The 20747-nt window shown below is 42.3% G+C and carries 5 protein-coding genes; all 5 read right to left on the bottom strand.

The window, feature by feature from the left end:
• Positions 1–6 precede the first annotated feature (6 nt).
• Entirely contained in the window at positions 7–951 is a 945-nt protein-coding gene (gene fmt, locus AAGA18_03465; GenBank protein ID MEM9444387.1) for a methionyl-tRNA formyltransferase, read from the bottom strand.
• A complete protein-coding gene (locus AAGA18_03460) occupies positions 951–1532 on the bottom strand; it encodes a nucleoside monophosphate kinase (protein MEM9444386.1) in 582 nt (193 codons plus the stop codon). Before AAGA18_03460 ends, fmt begins: the two co-directional genes overlap by 1 nt.
• A gap of 120 nt (positions 1533–1652) precedes the next feature.
• On the bottom strand, positions 1653–2390 hold the full coding sequence (locus tag AAGA18_03455) for a 4'-phosphopantetheinyl transferase superfamily protein (protein ID MEM9444385.1): 738 nt from the start codon (positions 2388–2390) through the stop codon (positions 1653–1655).
• Between the two features lie 147 nt (positions 2391–2537).
• Positions 2538–12524: a neuraminidase-like domain-containing protein gene (locus AAGA18_03450; GenBank protein ID MEM9444384.1), complete on the bottom strand. Its 9987-nt coding sequence runs from the start codon at positions 12522–12524 to the stop codon at positions 2538–2540.
• 43 nt (positions 12525–12567) lie between these two features.
• Positions 12568–20283 (bottom strand): SpvB/TcaC N-terminal domain-containing protein, encoded by a 7716-nt coding sequence (locus tag AAGA18_03445; protein ID MEM9444383.1) that lies wholly within the window; start codon positions 20281–20283, stop codon positions 12568–12570.
• Between the last annotated feature and the right edge of the window lie 464 nt (positions 20284–20747).

The raw sequence follows: 20747 nt of genomic DNA, 5'->3' as shown, positions 1-20747 counted from the left end.
TAAACACTACCCTAAATATTGACCTTCTCTTAGATGATGGCCCTTTAAAAACTCCTGACAGGGAAGACGCCTTTTACCTTCTAACTGCATTTCATAAACCTCTAGGGACCCTTCACCCGTCCCAATAGACACAAAGTCTTTAGCCACCTCTATCACCTTTCCTTGGTCTCCAGAGCGCTCTGCGGGTTTGACCTTATGCAGCTTAAGTATTTTTCGAGAACTAGGTTCACCCAGAGTAATCCAAGTATAGGCAGAAGGCCAGGGTGTCATCGCACGAATGTGGCAATCAATTGCCACAGCAGATTGGCTCCAGTCCACAACACCATCCTCCTTTTTTAGTCGTCCCACATAACTAGCCATTGTTTCATCTTGCTTGACTCGAGGAGCCGTTCCTTGCTCAACCATTTGTAATGCTTCCAACAAAACGTCAGGTGCGAGTTCTGCGATTCTATCATGGAGCATACCTGCGGTCTCACCTTGCCTAATCTCTACTTCTCTTTTCATTAAAATATCTCCCGTGTCCAAGCCCTCATCCATCCACATAATGGTGACTCCCGTTTTTTGCTCTCCATCACGTATGGCCGCTTGGATACATGCAGCTCCACGGTACTTTGGCAACAAGGAGGCATGAATATTTAAACAGCCCAAACGAGGCAACTCTAGAATACCGGGCTTTAGTATCTGACCATATGCACAAACAACTGCTAAATCAGGCTTTAATGCTGCTAGCCCCTCCAAAACATCTGGATGATTGATACGCTCAGGCTGATAGAGAAGTATCCCATGCTTTTCTACAAACGTTTTGACCGGCGGAGCTGCAAGCTGCTGCTTTCTACCTACTGGCCTATTGGGTTGAGTGACTACCCCTACAACCTCAATCCGTTTTTCTTCTAATAATGCAGCTAAACTTGGCACACCTATCTCACCCGTGCCTACAAAAAGAACCTTCATCAATTTGTTTCAACAAACTGCAAAATATCCCTCAATACCTCATATGGAAAATAGGAAGCATCAATATCAACAATTAAATCATTGCCATAAAATTCTAAGACAGGCTTAGTCTCATCTTCATAAATTTTTAGTCTCTCTTCAATTAATTCCTTATTCGCATCATCGATACGGTTTTCCTTTAGAGCTCTACGTTGTAACCGCTCGACTAATTTGGCTCTGTCAGGGCAAGAGAGATGAAACACCTTTTTCACTTCCAAACTATCCTCAAGCATCTCCGACTGATGAACATTCCTCGGTATCCCATCCAACACCAAATGATCTATCTCTGGCTTAAAACGCCCCAAGGCAATCATTTTTTCCAAGTACTCTGACCACAATAGAATTGTTACATCGTCTGGCACTAACTGTCCCTTGCTTGAATACTCCAGAAAGGCCCTGCCTACTTCAGAAGACAAATTCATAGAGCGAAATACATCACCGCACGCCATATGGAAGAAACCCGGAATGGTTCCTAATATTTTACCCTGAGTGCCTTTCCCTGAACCTGGTGCACCAAAAAGCAAGAATGCGCGATATTTCATGTATATTCTATCCAAGCAAAAAAACAAATTATGGCCACCTCTAAAAGTTTACTTGCGAAAGAAACAAAGAAAAACTTCAAAGCTTTTCTTTGAGCCATAAAGTACTTTTAGCGATAGCCTTTAGACCGCTCTCCAGTCAATGATGCTCTTATAAGGTGAGGCGATAGAACAGGCCCTACCCTCCTCAATATACGAATAAATCTTATATTGAGGAAAATTTTTTAATGAACTGATCCAAAATTTGCCCTCTCGAGCTAACTCCTTCACCTCAAAAATCTTCAACGGAGTCGTAATACCTGTGCGCAATACCTTTGCTACAGCCTCTTTGATGGTCCAAATGAGTACATACGCACTAGACTGATCTATTCCCAGCTTACTGTGCAGTACGCTTTCATGCTCGGTAAAAGTCTTAGCAATCGTTTCATCCCTAGATGAATCAATTACCTCAACATCTAGACCCATTGGATGTTCTTCAGAAAAAGCTAGTGCGGCCCCCAAAGATTCCGTATGGGCAATACTTACCTGTGCATCGTGAGGTCTGAGATAATCAACAACTGGCTGCCCAAAAACACCTGCTTTAATTGATATTTTCTGTAAATCACTCTCATCCAAATAAGCGCCTAATGCTATCTTCCCGCAATAACGGCCTAATGAGTAGCTTGCTCGCCTCCGGTCAAATTTTAAGGATTGCGCATAAGCTCGTTCTGATTCCTCTAGATACAAGTCACTCAAAGGCTCCAAGTCCTGTAAGGTCGCCTTAGTTACTGCGAAGTAAGCGTCGTAAACTTTATCAGGTCTTGTTAGCCTGAGATGCTGTAATGATGTTACTACCTTTGAATTAAAAACGATTTCTTTCACCTTGTATACCAGGTCAAAAGCCTCTCATATCCCAGCACTAAGACAAATAAAAAACGATGAGACCACTAGGTTCTGCTCATGAATGTCTTGGCATTGAAAAACACCTTTTGAAAAGACAGCGAGGTATTTCAGACAACTCCTTTGGATCTACACCAAAGCATAGTTCATTAAAATGAATATTTCCTGCTCCGTAGCAAGATTTGATAGATCTAATTCTAATTCTGCTGTAAGCACTTCTTGATTACTTGAAGGATTACTTTCATTTAATGGGTCATTAAAATCATTTTGTAGATTGGCAGGTTTGATGACGAAACCGTTATAAGGTGTAAGAGTCTCGCCATCTGAGCCCCACACATCAATTTGTTCAACTTCTACCCTAAAGGCTTGTGCCAAGTAAGGAAAATGCGTTTTACGAATATTGGCCTTAAAGTTTGTTTTTCCAGCAACAGCTCGATGCCATTCCGTTGAAAAATTCTGCTTAAGAGAGAAAAGTTGAGTCTGCCTATTTGTATTAGCCCCAATGACCGCATCTTTTATATGCTGCGTGGCAGATTGACCCAGGGCTTGCCCACCCTGGCGCGAGGTATAACTCATATGCATGATCACGTCCGATATGCTAGCATAATCAAACTGCCGAAGCTCAGCAGGCAAGGATAACTGCCATTCACTAATGGCTCCTGCACCTTCGAACGGTAAGTATCGTTCATCCTGAAAGTTAAATTCAAAAAGACCGTTGTCTTGCTGCGCTGAGCTAGTTGCTATAGACTGCAAACCAACCCAATCATGAATAAAGTTTGGATCATTCACTCCCTGGTAGCTGTAATTCTGAGTAGCATTACCGTTTTTACGAATCCGATTGCCTGTTAAAGTAAGTTGCGCAGAGACACTTGTATAAGGACCTACAACACATGGGATAGACAAGCTAACTGTTTTAATTCTCCTGAAATAATGTCCTGGAAAGTCCAAATCAAATAGATATTCAGGAATTTGCAACTTGCAACTACCCGTAGCTTTAAGCTCCATCAGAGCCATGGGGTCAAGCTGACGCAAGGAAATATGTTTTGTGACTTCAAGATCACGCTTATTTTTATCTAGATAGCTATTCTGCATGCGATTTAGAGCAAGCAGCAGACGCTCACCCGCAAGCAATCCTTCTTTGCTGCTCTCCCAATGACCGTATTGTATAAAATTACTGCTTTCTTCACCTAAATCAAAGCGATAGGTGCGCTCAGCCCGCTTGGCCGTCTCATAAGCGAGTTGATAGGTTTGCTTATATACATTAAACAACTGATCTTTCATCCAGAGATATAACTCCTGATTGGTAAATTTATCTTTTACAAAATCAAATGCTTCTTGGTTTTGTTGGATGCGTTTTTTGTGGTTCACAAGCTCTTGTTGAGTCAGGTGCAAGCGAATGTCTGCGCTAGCAATCTGACTAGCCAACTCCTTGAGTCGCAGGCCAGCTTGATTAGCCTGATACGTCCAATTTTGCTCGCGTCTAACATATCCAGCTAAAATTTTTGACTTACTCGCTTCATAGGTATCGATATCAGCCAACATGTGGTAATGCTGAGCAATCGCTGAAAAAGCAGAGCCAACATGCTGGCCGCCTATGACCAGACTACTCCCTGTTCCAAAAGGCTTAATATTAGTTTCAAACTCCGGCACATAATAACTAGCATTTGCCGTCTTATCTAGCCAAGATGCCTTTTTCCTATCTTCTTTAGAATCAAGCATCTTATCTAACTCCTCTTTTTCACTTGGAATGATTTTTACACCGCTTTTGCTGCTATCGACTAAACTGACATCTACATCCACTGCAATAGGTGTTATGGAGATATCACTATTGGTGATGGCGATTTCATCACCATTTTTTAATTTAATAGTGGTCTCCTCGAGTTGTGGATCCTGAAGCGTTTCTAATCCCAAGAGCTCTTGAAAATGTTTGAATTCGCTTACTGTGGTATCCCAGGCTTTCCGAAGGCTTTCAGCATTTTTAAAAGCCTCTTGAATCTGCTCTTCTTTGACTAAAAGGACAAGATCATTCATAGCAAGCTCATGTTCAGCCCGCATACGAGCTAATTCTTCAGCATCCCTTTTCTCTAATGCCGATAACATCGTGCTTCCAAGAGATTTAACCTCCTGACAGATCTCAAATGCTCTACGGACGATGAAGGTAAAGCGATAATGCGGCATAGGGCTATGAAGATCTCCTAATACACTACCGATACTCAACCCCTGTGCAGTCGCTTGCACCAACAGAGCTGGGTCAATAGGAGGCTCAAAAAGCGCTAATTGCCGCTCAACCCCTTCGATGTTCATACAATGCCGTATTTTAAATAAACGGTCCGCAACAGTATCCCAATAACTGAAAACTTTTTCATTGGGGGGAATACAAAAATAAAGCGCAGAGCTGCTACCTAACAAAGTTTCCGTGGCGGTATTATTACTGCTACTCACAGAACTGCTGTAAGGAAATAAATTCTCTAGCTCCACTTGTGCATTCGAGAAGGCATCTAGCTTGGGTTTTAAGCTATCATAAGTCTCTGCTTTAATGGAACCACGGCGAGGAATAATCTTTGGCTTAGGACCCAGTAAATGAGCCGCTAATATATATAGCTGTGTCGCTTCATTGATACTTTCCATTGTATCTCTGCGAAACAGGTGATCTCCCCAAGCAATCAGATTTTCACACGTTTTGCAGAACGCATTTTCCATGTAGGCCCTCACCCGATGATTTGCAATAAGAAATGGTTGAAAAGGATTGTCGCGCCACTCAGTAATTTGAGTACTGCTTTGATTTGGGCTTAGCGATTTAAAGAAATCTTCGAGATCGAACTCGGGAGCATTTCGAAAAATGGGAAGTTTCCAATACCGACCATAAGGATTGAGAAAAAATGGGGTTTCATTCGTAGTATAATCAAAAATATATTTGAACCACTTATCTGCTTCAGCAAATTTATAATTTTTACTCTGAGTGGTCGCGACTAGCATGACGGCATGATAAAACAGTTCCCAGTTGTAAAGGCTATAAGCACCCTGACGACTAAAGTCTATATTTTCTCTGGGATAGCCACCGCCCACTCTTGATAAATCTGGAGAGTAGCGGTTTTTAAAAATCGTTCCCTGGTCATCTGGTAGCTCTGTGTCTCCTGCTAATAACTTAGAAATACCATATTGGTTTAAGCGCTCAATGAGATCCCCAACAAATGGGTGATAAAAAACAGAAAATTTCAGCGCATTGCTAAATTTAAAAGTCAATGGAGGCGTAACAAAGGCCTTTTCTAAAATAAATTTGTTAGCCGGTTTACTCAAAGAGTATCCATTGATACCCAGATCAATAGGCTGCTTGATCAGGTCATTCTCAAATTTAATACTAGAAGAGGGCTGTAAAGCTCTTCTGGATTTAAAATTCTTAGCCACTTCAAAAAGAATGCCGGCATAATTGTTAAGGCTTTCCGCAAAGTAGACATTGCGTCCTTCCTGATAAAAGCTCGATTTCGGATAAAAGGGTAGTGCAGAATTTGTCTGATAAAAATCCTGATAATAAGTGGCTCCTGGGCTAAAGGAATTTGTGAAACCATTAGATATAGATAAATTGAATCTTTTAGATTTATTTAAGATGTTATTATTATTAAGAATGAGTTTTGCAGAGTTCTTAAACACTCGATTAAATAAATAGAGTTCGGTTGCTTCCGCCGCAGACATACCATTGCTAAAATCAAATTGATCATGCTTGTTATTGAGTGTTGCTTTGATCGTTTTCTCATATCTTGTATTTAAATACCCAATGCTGAAAGTAAAATGAAGGGAAAGAGCCTGACTCTCTTCATCAATCTTGGATTGAATAAAAACCTTACTTATATCAATGACGGGCCATTTTTTTGAGGGTATTTTGCTAGCATATGGACTGGCGATATTAACTTTATAACTTTCTGAAATAACTTTCGGTGTCCAGTCATGATCACGGTATTCACTGTATGCGATTTGAATTTCGTAATTTTTTCTAGCTTGATTGTCTTTAACTGACGTGTCAGCTAACTGGCTAAAGCTTTTAGAGCCTGTATCCACCGGCTCTGTTTTTTCATTAAATACAGGCCAAAACAAGTAAAGGCGCTCGCGCCAAACTACCGGAACTAAGTAGACCCCGCTCTCTTCTCCCAAGCCAGTCGTTTGAATATCAGCAGAAACTTTCTCCCAAGCGCTCCATCGCTGGTACTTTTTGTAATACTTGCGGTAGAAAAAATTGTAGGGGATGGTAGACGTTCTACCAAAAGTATGAACAATCTGGTTAGCGGGATCTTCGTAAAGACCACAAACCTCTAGCCTAGCTACCTCATCCAAACTATAGAGGTAGTTGCGAAAAGCATTTTCAATATTTTCCTCGGTAATATCATTTTGTAGTAACTCTGATTCGAGCTCTTTAAAGAAAGGACTTTTATCTGTTCTCCACTCGGGTTCGAGCCAATTTTGAGGATAGAGAAATACTTTTCTATTAGCTTCCCATACCCGGTAATTCTTCATCCATTCCCAGTGATCGACATCAATGAAGCCCGGAGCTACCCCAATTTCTTGGCTGCTCTGATTGAGCTCGCTTTCCAAATTGAGTAAACAACGCTGAGTAAAGAGTTGGACAGAGGAGATGGCCTGTTTAATACGTGAAGTGTCCATGCAAGGAGTCATTTGCACATCTATCAAAAAGTAATCAAATAGACTATCAGCGTTTCTTACACCCCAGTCTTTTAAATCTGGCTGTATGATGAGATAACAAATCAGAGCTTGCTTTTGATTCTCTCTAAGAGAGTCATTGAGTGAAGGGGCTATCTTAAGCCAAGAGCTTTCGTCATAATGCGCTTTAACGCAGTACTTAATCTCTTGAGCTCTGCCGTGTAGCTTACTGTAATCATCTTCTGGAACAGACCAATCAATCAACCGAGATGACTCTATTTCCATGCGATTTATTAGTTCTAAACAGTTACTTAATCGGATGAGAGCTTGCTCATTTTTAAAATCCAAAACACTAAGACCAAAGTGAGCGAAGAGTGCACTGAGAGTTGAGCTATCCCAGTTAAATTGTTCTTCAAGATAGGATTGGATTTTCAAAAGATCTGTACTAGTGGAGTAAGCCAAGTTGAATAACCTCAAATAAGCCTCAACTGAAACACTACTTTGCAACTTTAATGAGATATACTGCTGAACTCTCTGCCAAGCATCCCACGTCATATTAGAAAAATCCAATTGAGCAAATTCATCAGAGTATTTAAGTAAGTGGGCGACTTCCTCCGGAGATAGTTTCCACGTTCGAATCAAGTGAGCGGCTTTGGATAGATTTGTGAACTGCTGAGAAAATAGTTGTACTACCGATTGAGAATATAAATAATCACTATCAATGATCTCAGAGGCTTGAGTGGGTGTCTTCCATGCTAGATGTATCTCCGCGGGACCTGAGAAATCGACGTACTTAAGGCGTATGGGATATAACCTAGTGGGTTCCAATGGGAAAGATGCGATCCCTTCTAATTTCAATGCTTGTGAGCTGTTGTTGGAAGAGCGTTCCAAAATTAATTCATCATTTAGCCATAGGCTTACAGCCTCATCATTGCCATTAATAGTAACGACAAAGGTTGGAATTTCACCTTGAAAAGCTTGAATCCAACCCTCCCAAGAAATGCTAAAATTATCCATAGGAAGCGAGTTTGGTCCCTCCTCCCATTGAAAACTAACCATAGGATCAACTTGTTCGTATGCTGATGGATCAGCAAAATTAGCATTGTTATAATATTTTCCAGACAATCCGCCCTGTAATAATAACATAGGATCTGGTATATATTTTTCTATTAACAGCTGAGTAGTTGCTTCATCAAGCAAAAGGATAGAAGCTAGCGTGCTTATGATTACCTCCTGTTCCAATCGCCCTCTCAGAAAAGGAAGCAAGGCATCAAAGAAAAAGAGGTAACGCTCTTCTTGCGAGAGAGGTTGCTGTTGCTCTGGACGATTCAAAAGCTTCTCAATAGCAAACGGAGCATTTGAGAAAATGCCATGTAAATCTTCGGTAATAAATTCCTCAGGCTGAACATATAGCGATGTAATAGCAGCTTGATAACCCAAATCATTATTTAAGGCCAGTAAAGCATCACGCTCAGCAGTTATCATGATTCCACTGAAAGTCACCGTTCCATTTGCAGCGTCATAATCAAATTTATTGCTTAATGAAATATCTAATGGATTGATATTGAGAGCAAGATTGGTTGGGGCTATGGCACTAAAGATACTGTTGTGATCTAATAGACTGATGATACGAGAAACCGCACTAGCTTCAAAAAGTAGCCCAAGCTTTAGCTTGAGTGTTTCTGGATCAATCATATCTAGATCCGGATGATCCGCCTGTACTTTTAACAAACCATTTCGAATGCTAAGTACAGCAGAAAAAACCGATTCTTGTGTTAAAGCTTGCCCATCAACATTAGTCTTGAGATCAAAATGATACGCTAAATCATGAAGCGAAAAATTTGACTGCTTGATTTGCTCTAGAGCCTGAACGAAAGTTTGTGTGCTAGCAGGTGAAATACTAGCAAAGGCCTGTTGATTTTGATCCCACTCAGAAAATGGGTTAACCGGAATCATTTGTTTGGCCAGCAAAAGTTCAGATATCTCTAATTTAAGGGCTTTCGCCAGTAGGATATTACGATAAATTTGACTGAGATTTTGTAAGCTCAAGGAAGCTTCAACAGGGTCTAAATTCTCAAACTGCATAATCGCGGAAAAATTGTCAGCACTCACCCGAAAGGCAGCTCTAACTACCGCTTCATGATCTTTAATCAAATTGACCGGATCAAGAAAGTTACCCATTGCATCGGCTTCAAAGACCGGATCAATCTCTTGTAAATCTGGGTTGAGAAAAAGACTTCGATATAAAGCATCAGAACCATGCGTGTTGATAGGACCCCAAAAACAGAGCAGCTGATCAAGGGGTAATTTTAAGCGGGATTTTAGACAATCTAGCTCTGCTATTTGCTGAATCATAGCATCATCAATCTCAGAACCTGGCAACACCTGAAGGGCTAAGTCTAACTCTTGAATTGACCAATCTAGCTTCTGCCAAAGCCTTATAAAGCTATGTAAACGAAGGAAGAATAGATCGGGAACTTCCGCGTTGGGGTCCGTTGGCTCGTAGAGAAAAAGCAGACTGCGAATTTTGGTAGATTCTAAATCGCACTTAGAATCTGGTTCGTAAAGGGTCAAAACCTTCTCAAATCCTGATAAGTGATTCATGACCCATTCCTTAAAACCAACATAAGGAATATTTTTGAGATCCAGTAAGCTTTTTAGGGTCGGGTCATTTTCTGGCTCTAGGTTGCCACTTTCTACATCTTTTAACTTGTCATAAAAGTCGGCACTGCTCAGTGAGCTGTCGCTCAGGATATTCTCCAGGTACGTTAAGGTATATTGATGGGGATTGAGAAATCGGGTCTCAAGTAAAGCTACTAAATCTGAATATGCAATGCCGCTACGAGATAATAGTTCCGGAACTTGAATCAACTGATTCTTCCAATTGAGGTTCTGCGGATCATATCCATAATACAACTGAAGATTAAGATTAGGAGCTTGATTGGTAATAATGGAACGAATTCGAGTACTAAGGCGCAGATATTCAGTCGCTAGTTCAAGACTCATAGAAGTCGCTTGGCTTGTCCTAAACGTATCCATGACTTCAAAGTAGCTACTATCTAAATGTTCTAGGTACGTTCGAATAGTGTCGAGAGGTTGGTGATAGGGCAATTTGAAAGGATAAATAGCTTCCTGCGCTAAAATTTCGTAAGCCTTTGGTAAAATATATTGAGGAGTCGCCTGCAATACCCCTGTCGGAACTTTACCTGTATCATTCGCAGTATCGGCATCCAATGTTCCATTAACCAAGTAGTACTCCATAATTTCATTAGCAAGATCCACAAGAGGAAGGACGCCATGGGTATTTTCACAGGTCAAAGGCAGGTGAGCTAAATCAGGGCGACGCTTAAGTAATAATTTTAAAGGAGATTCATTGAGGTCATTCTTGCCTGTGCGTTCTAGAAACTGTAAAAGATCTACCAGGTAGGCTGCAGGACTATATACCGATTGACAGTGCTTGCACTCGCATAACGTGGCTTCACCAAAAAGCTCTTCGTAATTGGGTATATATTTGCCAATTAGTTGCAGCATTTGTGGTAGACTAGTTTGGGGAGTGACTGATTGTGGGTGAACAGACGTTGCCTCATAGAGTGTTGTTTTGATAAGCAAATTTTGCGAAGCCATATGGGATGCTCGTGCGTAAACCGCATGAGCTTCGTCCTGCCCTAGTTCCGTTTGATAGCTTTTAATGAAAGTCCCCTTAGGCATCTCTATGACCTGTTGAGCAGAAGTGATCCCAGACTGCATTAACTTTTGCATGATTTCTGAACTAGGACTGAGTTGAAAAGTTCGTTGTATTTTCTTAAGTTGCTCACTGAGAACTTCACTTTGTTCATCACCAGCCTCATTGATCTGGCTTTCAAAGTCATGAACACGCGAATGACGTAAATCAAAATCATCAGCTTTTTGGAAAAAAGAATTTAGGGCAGGGCGCACTTGGGGGTCATCTAGATGAAGAGCTTCCGTTTGCACCATATGTGCGACTTTAGCAGTCGGATAAGTGGCTTCTAATTGTTGGGTTATACTTTGTCGGTAGTTTTCCTTTTGTTCTTCGAGCGTTGCACCAGGTATGGATTGGGGCATACCACTGCGGTCTATGAGAGCTCGCCAATCTTCCTGAGACCAAGTCACGAGTTCTTCCGAAGCCGAGATATGACGCTCAGTCAGTACGGCTCTAATCAAAGGTAAGTGATCACCCGTCAGCATCATGAGTTCATTAGTCATTTGCAATTTCGCAATGCTCTCGCGTCGATCTATAAAAAGAGGATGTCGAGGTAGCACCTCGTTCCAAAAAGTTTCTGGAGACCCCTCGTGAGAAACGTAGGCTTGATATAACGCTTGCTGAGTTTCGGATTCTCCAGGCAGTGCAATATCTAGATATTCTCCTAGAGCAAATGCGTTCTCGTCAGGCTTGGTCTGAAGCATTTCCAAGCTCAGTTTTTCTATAACTTTTTCGATGAAAACTTCAATTTCCTCATCGCTTCTAAAAGAGATGATATTGATTTTCATGGATTCTGTTAAAGCTTCCTTTAGCGTTTCCTTAGTTTGAGAAGCCAGAGAAAAGATATTTAAAGGAATGCTTTGTCGACCTAGGCCATAAAAATAATCGTTTTGTGTGCCCTCAAAATACCTCTCAAAAGCAGTGCTCTGAACTAAAAGAGAAACTTGCTCCAGAGGCCAGTCTACTTCTTGAGCTAGAAACAGAATTTGTTCATCCGACTGCCGGAGATCACTTAACGCTAGGCCAGATTCCTCTAAGAAAGAATTTGCTCTATTTAGCAATTGCTCATATTCAGAACTTTCTCGATAACCACTTAGACTGAGTATCATATGATGGTTTTCGATTTTACCGTCAGCAGTGTAGTTCTCTGGACGAGCTATTTCTGAATGACCCAAAATGATGCCCTGTTGTGCCCCGCTATCTGTCCGTTGCCCCTCGATCGCATAGACGATAACATCTGCCAAACGTCGTTCTGCTTCTCGATAGCTTGTATCTGTAAAACTGATGGAATAAAAACCGGTTTGATCTGTCTGAGTTTGGCCAAGCCTCTCAAAGCCATCACTCTCATCAAGCTCTATTTGTGTTTTAAGACTCTTATAAACACGCACACCTTTAAGATCCACATCGTAGGCGTTCACAGTAACACCTGGAATCGGTCGGCCACGACTATTATAAAGATAACCGCTGACCGAATATAATTTTTCATCTTCCAAAAGCCCTTTTTCGTTTAGTAGCTCATTGATTTTATCTGCAGTGATTTGATCTACCTGGCCAGCGTCTGGTTCTGAGAGTTGATAACGTGTTTGAAATAACCTAACCGCTCTTGAAGTATAGCTACCATAGCTTTTTTCGGATAGCTCTCTATCATGATTAATTGGGAAACCCAAAGCTATCAAGGCCTCTTGTAGATTGCCAACCACTTGGTCTTGATCACCATAACGGATTGGTGGAATAATTTTTTTCATTTTATTTATTATTTATTTTTAATTCTTAAATAGACTATTCAACTTATAAAGCTGGCACAAACCTACCCAAACCACTCATCCTACCAAGGAAACCAATACCCTTTAGAGCCCTAAATGCACCCCCAGTAGCTAAGGTGAGTTCTACTTCTACCGTAGTTCTTAAAACAAATTCAATGTTGGCCTCTCCATCTATTAAAAAGAATTTGTCATACCAAGTAGGGTCAATGAAACGAGGTTCTTTGCCCCTCTCACGAATTTCTACTGGAACACCAACGGGATGACCTCCACTATAATGCACCGTATAAGTAATTAAGCCTGGCTCCGGAAGATATAGGTGAATAGATACCTGGTGACCCCCAATAGTAGTTTTAATGGGATCAAAGACATCTGGATGCTCTGGTTTAACATGGTCGGCTAAATAAGTCCCTCTTTGTGCAGGGAGCCATCCAAGTGGGTCACCCGGATTAGGAAAATCATTATACCAATCGATTTCACCAGCATAGTTCTCGAACTCATAGGGATTATGAGGCTTTAGCTCATATCTATGAATCCCAGGTTCTGTTGGAGGATAAACATCAAAATCAACTCGCCCCGGATTACCACTACCACTTTTGCTTGCCCCAGGTATACGAATTTCAAAGTGAGAGATAATACCGTGCTTGAATAGTCTTTCCGTCAGCTCCGGGAGAACTCGTGCGTGAACTAAACTGCCCAGAGGACCAGTATTGTTGGAAGTAGAAAAAGGTGGCAGCATAGATGGCAACTGACGATCACTGTTCTTATCATCCCCTGCACCATTCCCCGGTTGCGGCAAAATAGGCCAACTTTCGCCAAAGCCACCTTGAACACTATCTCCCATGTTTAAGGGATCTGTCATTTGTTTGACTTGTGCTAAAATTGTTTCACGAGGACTGATACGAAACACCTTTCCCACATGCCAGCCGCTGCCATCCCAGGTGGGTTCCCCCGTAAAGTCATAGCCACTAGCTCTAGCCGCTGTGTGGAGTTGCTCCACTGACTCCTTTCCTGTAAATGTTGTTCCTGGAACAACATTAACCAGGCCCTTTTGCTCAGGTGCTTGACTTTGCTGTCCTGAAGGATCTGAGAGCGCTATAGGGTTATTGGAACTATAAGCAAAAATATTTAGCCCATCTACCAAGCCCATTGGGTCATAGATCGTCCACCTACCTAACCAAGGAATATAATACCTCGCAGAATGATAACTAAGCCCAGATTCCTCATCCCTCTCCATCCCTGTATAACGATAGCGTTTGGCAGCAACTTTGATGGAGGCGTTCACCGCTTGATAAGCTGTCGTACCAAAGGGATGATACTCCTCATAAGAAATTACTTGAGCTGACTCATTGGTTTCTAAACTGACAGATCCCAGGTGATTACCCATTTGATAACGGATCGTTCGCTGCCCCGTATCATCGTCTATTTCATTACGGGTGTCCACCATCGCGACTCTGCCAGCAGTATCAGAAATGTGTAAGGAACGTCGTTCCAAACCTGCATGCTGACCACTATGTTTGCGATAAATTTCCAAACCACCCAAATAAAGGCGCTCTTCTTTCAGAGAGTTCCCTCCCTGGTTTTCTGTGATCTTACGCACCCTCTCTCCCCCAGCATCGTATACATACCAAGTGGTTTCTGATATGCTACTATCGGCCTGTCGCGATGTAGAAAGCAGCTGATCAAGGAAATTCCACTGCATGGAGGGAAGATGCGGCATAGCGATCATGTTGCCGTGCTGTGCATGGTAAGGGTAATGATATATTTGTTGGCCAACTTGAGTGCTTTTTAAGCGATTGTTAGCTGATTCGTAGTTATAGTCACGCGTCCAGTTACCTCCTTGTGCCACATGTTGCATTTGCAGAAGATTACCTACACTATCATATTGATAACTCTGTGTGTAGGGGCGCATGGCCATCGAATCTCCCGCCTGATAACGCTTAAGAAATGGAAGATCATGCCAATGATCTTCTGAGCCTAATGTATTTTGAGCAACATGCTCTCTACCCTTTGCCTCGACCAGACGGTTTAAGCCATCATAGGTATATAGCGAGCGAGCTTGACTCACCATATTTCCAAAGAAAACAGTTGGAGCAGCACTATCCTGTATCTCAGTAATATTTCCAACTGCATCATATTGGTAGATGAAATCCTGCAGAAGTTCTTGATTCATGCCCTTGCTCTGCGAGCGTACTAAGCGGAAGGACTTTGGGTCGTAAATATAGTCAGACCTGGTGCTATTACCATATAGTATAGATTTGCGACGTCCCTTTTCATCGTAACTAATTTTTTTGACACAGTTTTCCTCGATACGGCTCAAACCGTTTGGGGTCTCCATGTTGACTGATATGCTATCCAGCATACTCGCCTCGTTGAAGCTATGGATATAAATACTACCGTCAGATGTCTCTATAAAAATAGGCCGATTCAGTGCATCATAACTAACTTTAGAAATAAATGTTTCCGCTTCTAGAAGGTTGTCAGGATCTAGCCCAGACCAATCGGCAGTTTGTCTATAACCAGAGGCAAAACGACGGTTCCCTTCAAGCAAATTCCCCTTAAAGTCAAAACTAATGCTGCTGATCTTACCTGCGGTATCATAAAGGGCTTGAACCTGACCTCGCATATTCAGATTCTTTGCGTTCGGCATGCTCTCACCATATACCAACTTTTGAAAGACATGATTGAGAGGTTGAGCTTGGTCCCCTCCTTCGACCCGCATCTCTAGTGGCCTTTGAAGTACATCAAAGGTGTTAGAAAGTATATGCCCCCTACCGTCCCAGGCTCGCAATAGACTACCGACTGCATTGACCAGCATCCAACGCTCCCCTGCATCCATGCTATTCTGATAAACGCGATACCCCAAAAAATTATAGCCATATTGCATGACAGAGTTACCCCGGGCATCAATCACTGCAAGGGTATTACCTTCTATGTCGAGCTCAATACGAGTCGCATAAAACGTATCTTGTCCTTGAACTCGATTATGCTCGACACTGTAGACCGGACGACCCTGGCTGTCCAAATGAAGTTGGAGCGGAGTATCATCATATTGAGCAGCTTTCCAGGCTGCGACAACTTGTGGGTCCGTAGAAAGATGATTGTAGGAGGGATCAGCCGGATCAGGACTTCCGCGATCCAAATACCATTGACTGTCGCGGACCGTATCATTTGAGTCATAAATGCGTTGTTGCCAGCTATCAAATTCGACTTTGGTAAACGTGCCATCCGGAAGCTCTGTCCGTATATTACGTCCCAGAGCATCATAGTAGATAACAGGTGTTACACCGCGCTCGACTAATTCCTTAGCATCCTCAAAAAACGGGTTCACTGAAAAGTAAGGCTCAAACTGTTTCACAGGATTACCCTTGTTGTTAAACACTGTTCTGCCATTACCAAGCCAGCGAAGATCATTATTTGTGTCAATCGTCTCCACACTGTAACTGCAATCCGGATAGATATTAAGGCTTAAGGCTTCGCCAGGTTCGGCTTGAGTTTTGACCATGGCAACCTGTCCCATACCATCTGAATATTCGAATCCTAACTGTAGAGGACTATTAGGATTAGTGACATGATGCTCTTCTCTTATGATCCCTCCAACAACAGATGGAAGGTATTTGACTACTTCACAGGGACCTGGATTAATTTGCTCCTCGCGCAATTTCAATGAGGTTTGGTAGCGATCAAAATCATAGACAAAACGAGTCGTAGCATTTTTTAATAATTGACGGGCAGTAGTTCGTAATAGCGTTGTATCTTTGAGAGTAAAATAGTGCTTGATCAAATCGTGTTCGGCTTGTTCGGTGGCCTCACTCAATCCCGACAAGTTATCTGCTTCCTGCCCCTTTCCCATCAAAGCAGTCGCTTTGACTAATCCCAGTTCATCAAGGATGACTTCAGAAAGGTTATCATTGGCATCTCGCATACGTGTAGGGGAGAGCACACGGAAATTGAAATTCTCAGCAGTAATCTCATTACCTAAAGCGTCTACGGTCGATTCCATCAACAAGAAGTAATCTTTAAAGTAATTCACTGTTGTTTTAGAACCGAATGGATCGGTATAAGATAAGGGAGTAAAAAATCGACTTTCAGCATCGAATCGACTCTCACCATTGGAAGTATCAACCAATTGTGTGATACCGGAACGAACCCACCAATTACCCTCCATCTCAATATAACGCCCTTCATTCATCAGGGTATTTTGGTCAATGACCTTGGTTCCGAAGAGATCTAGTAGTAAATCAGGAGTATAAGCTAACTGGTAACTCTCATAGCCTAACCCATGAGTTGGCAGTTGGTATAGCGGCAAGGCATGCGTTAAATCTTCATTATAAAACAAAGTCCTGGTGTGCTCGATAAGCCGACGTTCTCTGCCAGTAGACGCTTGGTCTCGGTAAGCAATTTCACTTGTTCCCACTGGGTTAGTCGTGGAGTTAAATTCTTCCAAGGCCTTTTGAAAATCGCCGAGCTGATAGAGATCACCCGATGGAAGGATACCGGTTAATTCAAAAGTCTCTGTCTCCGCCACCAAACGCAGGCGATATGTCTCAGGTTGAGTAATATCGTTGGTATATTGATGCCGCACACAAGTCATGAAGGTTTGGGCCTGCTTGGCTTGGATGTCTTGTGGCAAATAAGGGTCTACTATTCTTCTCGGATAAACGACAGAAACCGCTTCCAGAATTTGACCCAATTCATCCATACGAGTGTTGAGTAGATGAGTAACCCTAGGATCAACCTCGTTGCGCTCATAAGAGATGCCTATAGCTTCCCTTTCCGTTGTCATGAATACCGCATGCTTGTTGCCTGCTCTAGGCTGGAGCAACTGAATATCGCAATTGTGTGTAGCCACGGAGTACGGTTTAGCCTGAAGCATTAAAGAATCGTGATCTGTCTCTTTACCATCTAAAGCAAATATTTCCTGGCGCAAAATCATACCTCTGCAGGCCCGCAGCGCCTCCCTCCACTCATCTGCACTCAGGTATTCAATGATTGCTTGATCTTCAAGATTTTCTGCTGCTACGACCCTTGCATCCTCTAGTTGCGGTTCATTGACAACAACAGACGATTCAGGGAATAGCCTTTGATAAGCCTCATACCAATACTCTTTCTCGTAGTGGTTCAATATCCGTTCTCGATCCAAAAAAGCCCCTGTATGAAACCAAGTTTTCGTTAACACAGGAGCTTGATACAGCTCCTCCGTTTGCTCCAACTTAGTTCCGCTGCTGCTGGCAGACCATGTCCGGTATAATTCTGTATCAAGTTGCTCTACCATCCCAAAACCTCGAAACTCCTTCTCTGCATGGTCGTAGTAACCATGATGATAACGATAGTTGGTGCTAAAAGACACTGCTGTGATGTGTTCCTCAACGGTAACCTTGCTGACGACCTGGACCGGGAATGGTAACTTGGTTATCCAGGGCTTACCCTCTCGCTTATCTTTGAGATAATCGTGTGTTGAACTCCTATATTCTAAATAAACCTCCTTACCCAGGTTGTTAGCATAACGAGTCATGACATGTGGCTTGCGACTGTCCATCAGGTCAATGTAATGCATAGGCCTTTGACTATCGCTTGCTAAATTAGATGACCAGACAATGCATGAAGTGCCCGTCCCAAGTAGGTCGACTACTGAGACTTGACTGTTGCTATGAATGGGAAGAAAAGGATCAATCTCCTGGCTCTCACTCCAGGCATTACCACTAAGATTGACATAAGCTTTGAAACTCTGTTGACCAAGATACACGATATCGGTAGCTCCAGTTCCACTGATATCTGTAAACAGAACTTTCTCAGGATCAAAGGCATCAGAACAATCAAAAATTGGGGCATTACTCATACTGACTTTGGCACCAAATTTTCCATACCCCTTATTGGGCCAATAACAGATCTCTCCATTGCGCACACGGACAATATCAGTAAGCCCGTCGCCAGACATATCAGCCAAGACGATAGATTCCTGATCACTTAAATCTGCAAAAATAACGCTGGGGCCCAACTCCTCATCAAAGGTTTTTAAGGATCGCTCCGCCGCTTTATAACCCTTCTTTCCCTCTGAAGCATACCAGACAAAGACATTATCTTCGGTCACTACCAAATCGGCCCGGCCATCGCCATTTAAATCTAAAATGCGAGCATGAGCAGCAGATAATCCGATGTTGGCAACTGTTTGAAATGCTTGAAAGGACTTGAAGTCATTGTCTTCGGTCATCTCAAAATAACCTTGGATGCCAGGTTGATTCACTACCAACTGCTTTTCCCCATCAGCTTCTAAATCCTGAAGTGCTACAGCGCCTTGATGAAGTCCTCTAAAAGAAGGCTTAGGTGAAACTTGACTAGCTGGACTTAGCTTAACACCACTGCTGCCATCAATATCACCAAAATTACTCTTATAGTATAATCCTTCTGCTTGCTCGCTTAGAATTCCTGAAATGCCCTCTCCATATAAATCCGTCCATACGTAATCACCACCTAAACCTACTGGGGCATTCATGCAACTATCAGCATCTACTGTTCTAACTTCCGTATTCCAATTAACAGACTGATAATCAAAAATCATAGGCGGCAGAGCTTTAGTCGAATAAGTTTCATCCTGCCGGCGCACATATCCCCTGCTTGTCAGTTGACTTAAGTAACTGACTTCTGTTTGACCTGAGCCATTGATAGAAGAGGGGCTGTAGGTAAGATCTAATGAGCGGACAAGGCAGGGCTCTGAACCAAGCTCTTCAAAATGGTGAAACATCAGGATACGATGACAGCGTCGATACGTTCTTATTTCAAAGCCAGCGCGATAGAAAGAAAAAGCATCTGGCCGTGAACTCCATACCTGAACTTCCTGAGGCGTTGGCACATCTGCATCATGCTCTCCATAATCCATCACGAGTTCAAAAAAACACTCCGCATCATTCGGAGGTAGTGTGGGTTGGTAGGGATCACTGGCAAACCAAGGCTTTCGATTGCCATAGACCACACGCTTTAAATACTGATTAGTAATGGCCGCCAAGCCATTCAAGCGATTCCTTTCGTGCAGTTCACTTGCAAGATTATCAAAATTTTCTCGCTTATAGACGTAACGAATCCAGTTTCCCTTATCATCATAAGAAAACGATGGAAGCCAAGCATAAACCTGGTTGGGGTCTTCCGGATTTTGGATTCGAGAATCGTCATCCAATCCAAATAAAATGACAGTGTTGTCTCCACCAGTAACTTTCCAATAAGGGATTTTGTTGAGCTGAGTAATGCGCTCTATTCTCGAAAAAGAACCTTCCTGCCTAGGCCTATATCGTAGAATAGTTAGATCCCCAACCTGGGATTCTCTAACCTTCCAGTTTTCACCATCCTCATCTAGGTAGGCAACTAAATCCTCCGCACCCGAGAGCGTAAAAACATCCTCCAATTCTCCGGATAAATAACGAGGCAGTAATCGATCCATCTTGCGCTGAATCACTGGGTATGAGACTGACCAACCTAAGCCATAAGGACTATTACCTGAACCGGAATTATAACTTAAAGCTAGATCCGGAGAACTACCACTCCTTGCTGGAGAAACCGGTAAAGGAATACTAAAGCTGCTTGTCCCATTTGCAGGATTAACTTGGAACTGCTCATCGATTCCCTTTAAAGCACCACCACCCTTAGGCAAAGAGATTTCCGGGATCTGTATGGCGTTTGACTTGGCCGTCTTTTCTTTCGTGAGCTGCTCATACAAACCAGATGGAGACTTGCTCTCTTTGACCTCTGGCATTTGATGAGATGTACTCATTAAACGGTTAGACTGTATGAAAACCTGTATTTTTTCAAGAAAGCTTTAAGATTATATATTTTTTAGAATATACAAGAGCATAGCAGATAATGAGCAAAGCCTTCACATCATTGGCCGTTCATCGAGATCATTCGTTAGAAAGTTGATTCGATGCATAATAGTTTCACAGTAGAAGGTAGAGAGCGAACAAGATGTATCAATCGCATCGTCGGAGCAGACCCTATATCGCACAGGAGGAGAAACTATGATGCCCGCTGAGTACGCATTACCAATAAAATCGCGACATAGATCTCAAAATAGCAATATCACTCTAGGAGACTCTATGTTTTTTACAGCCAAGATCTTATGTAAATTCCTATATATCTGTGATTTCATCCGGGTATCATTAGGCTCCCAAATTAGCTTGCCAGTAAGTATCGCACGAAAGTAACATGTACCCTTAGGTA

The sequence above is a fragment of the Verrucomicrobiota bacterium genome, from assembly GCA_039192515.1.
In the GTDB taxonomy this organism is placed as follows: domain Bacteria; phylum Verrucomicrobiota; class Verrucomicrobiia; order Methylacidiphilales; family JBCCWR01; genus JBCCWR01.
The sequence above is the reverse complement of the archived record's forward strand: the minus strand, read 5'-3'. Positions and strand labels throughout refer to the sequence as shown.

Bases quoted from the DNA above. Each gene is read 5' to 3' on its own strand.
- fmt (MEM9444387.1), bottom strand. From the start codon at position 951: ATGAAGGTTCTTTTTGTAGGCACGGGTGAGATAGGTGTGCCAAGTTTA.
- AAGA18_03460 (MEM9444386.1), bottom strand. From the start codon at position 1,532: ATGAAATATCGCGCATTCTTGCTTTTTGGTGCACCAGGTTCAGGGAAA.
- AAGA18_03450 (MEM9444384.1), bottom strand. From the start codon at position 12,524: ATGAAAAAAATTATTCCACCAATCCGTTATGGTGATCAAGACCAAGTG.
- AAGA18_03445 (MEM9444383.1), bottom strand. From the start codon at position 20,283: ATGCCAGAGGTCAAAGAGAGCAAGTCTCCATCTGGTTTGTATGAGCAG.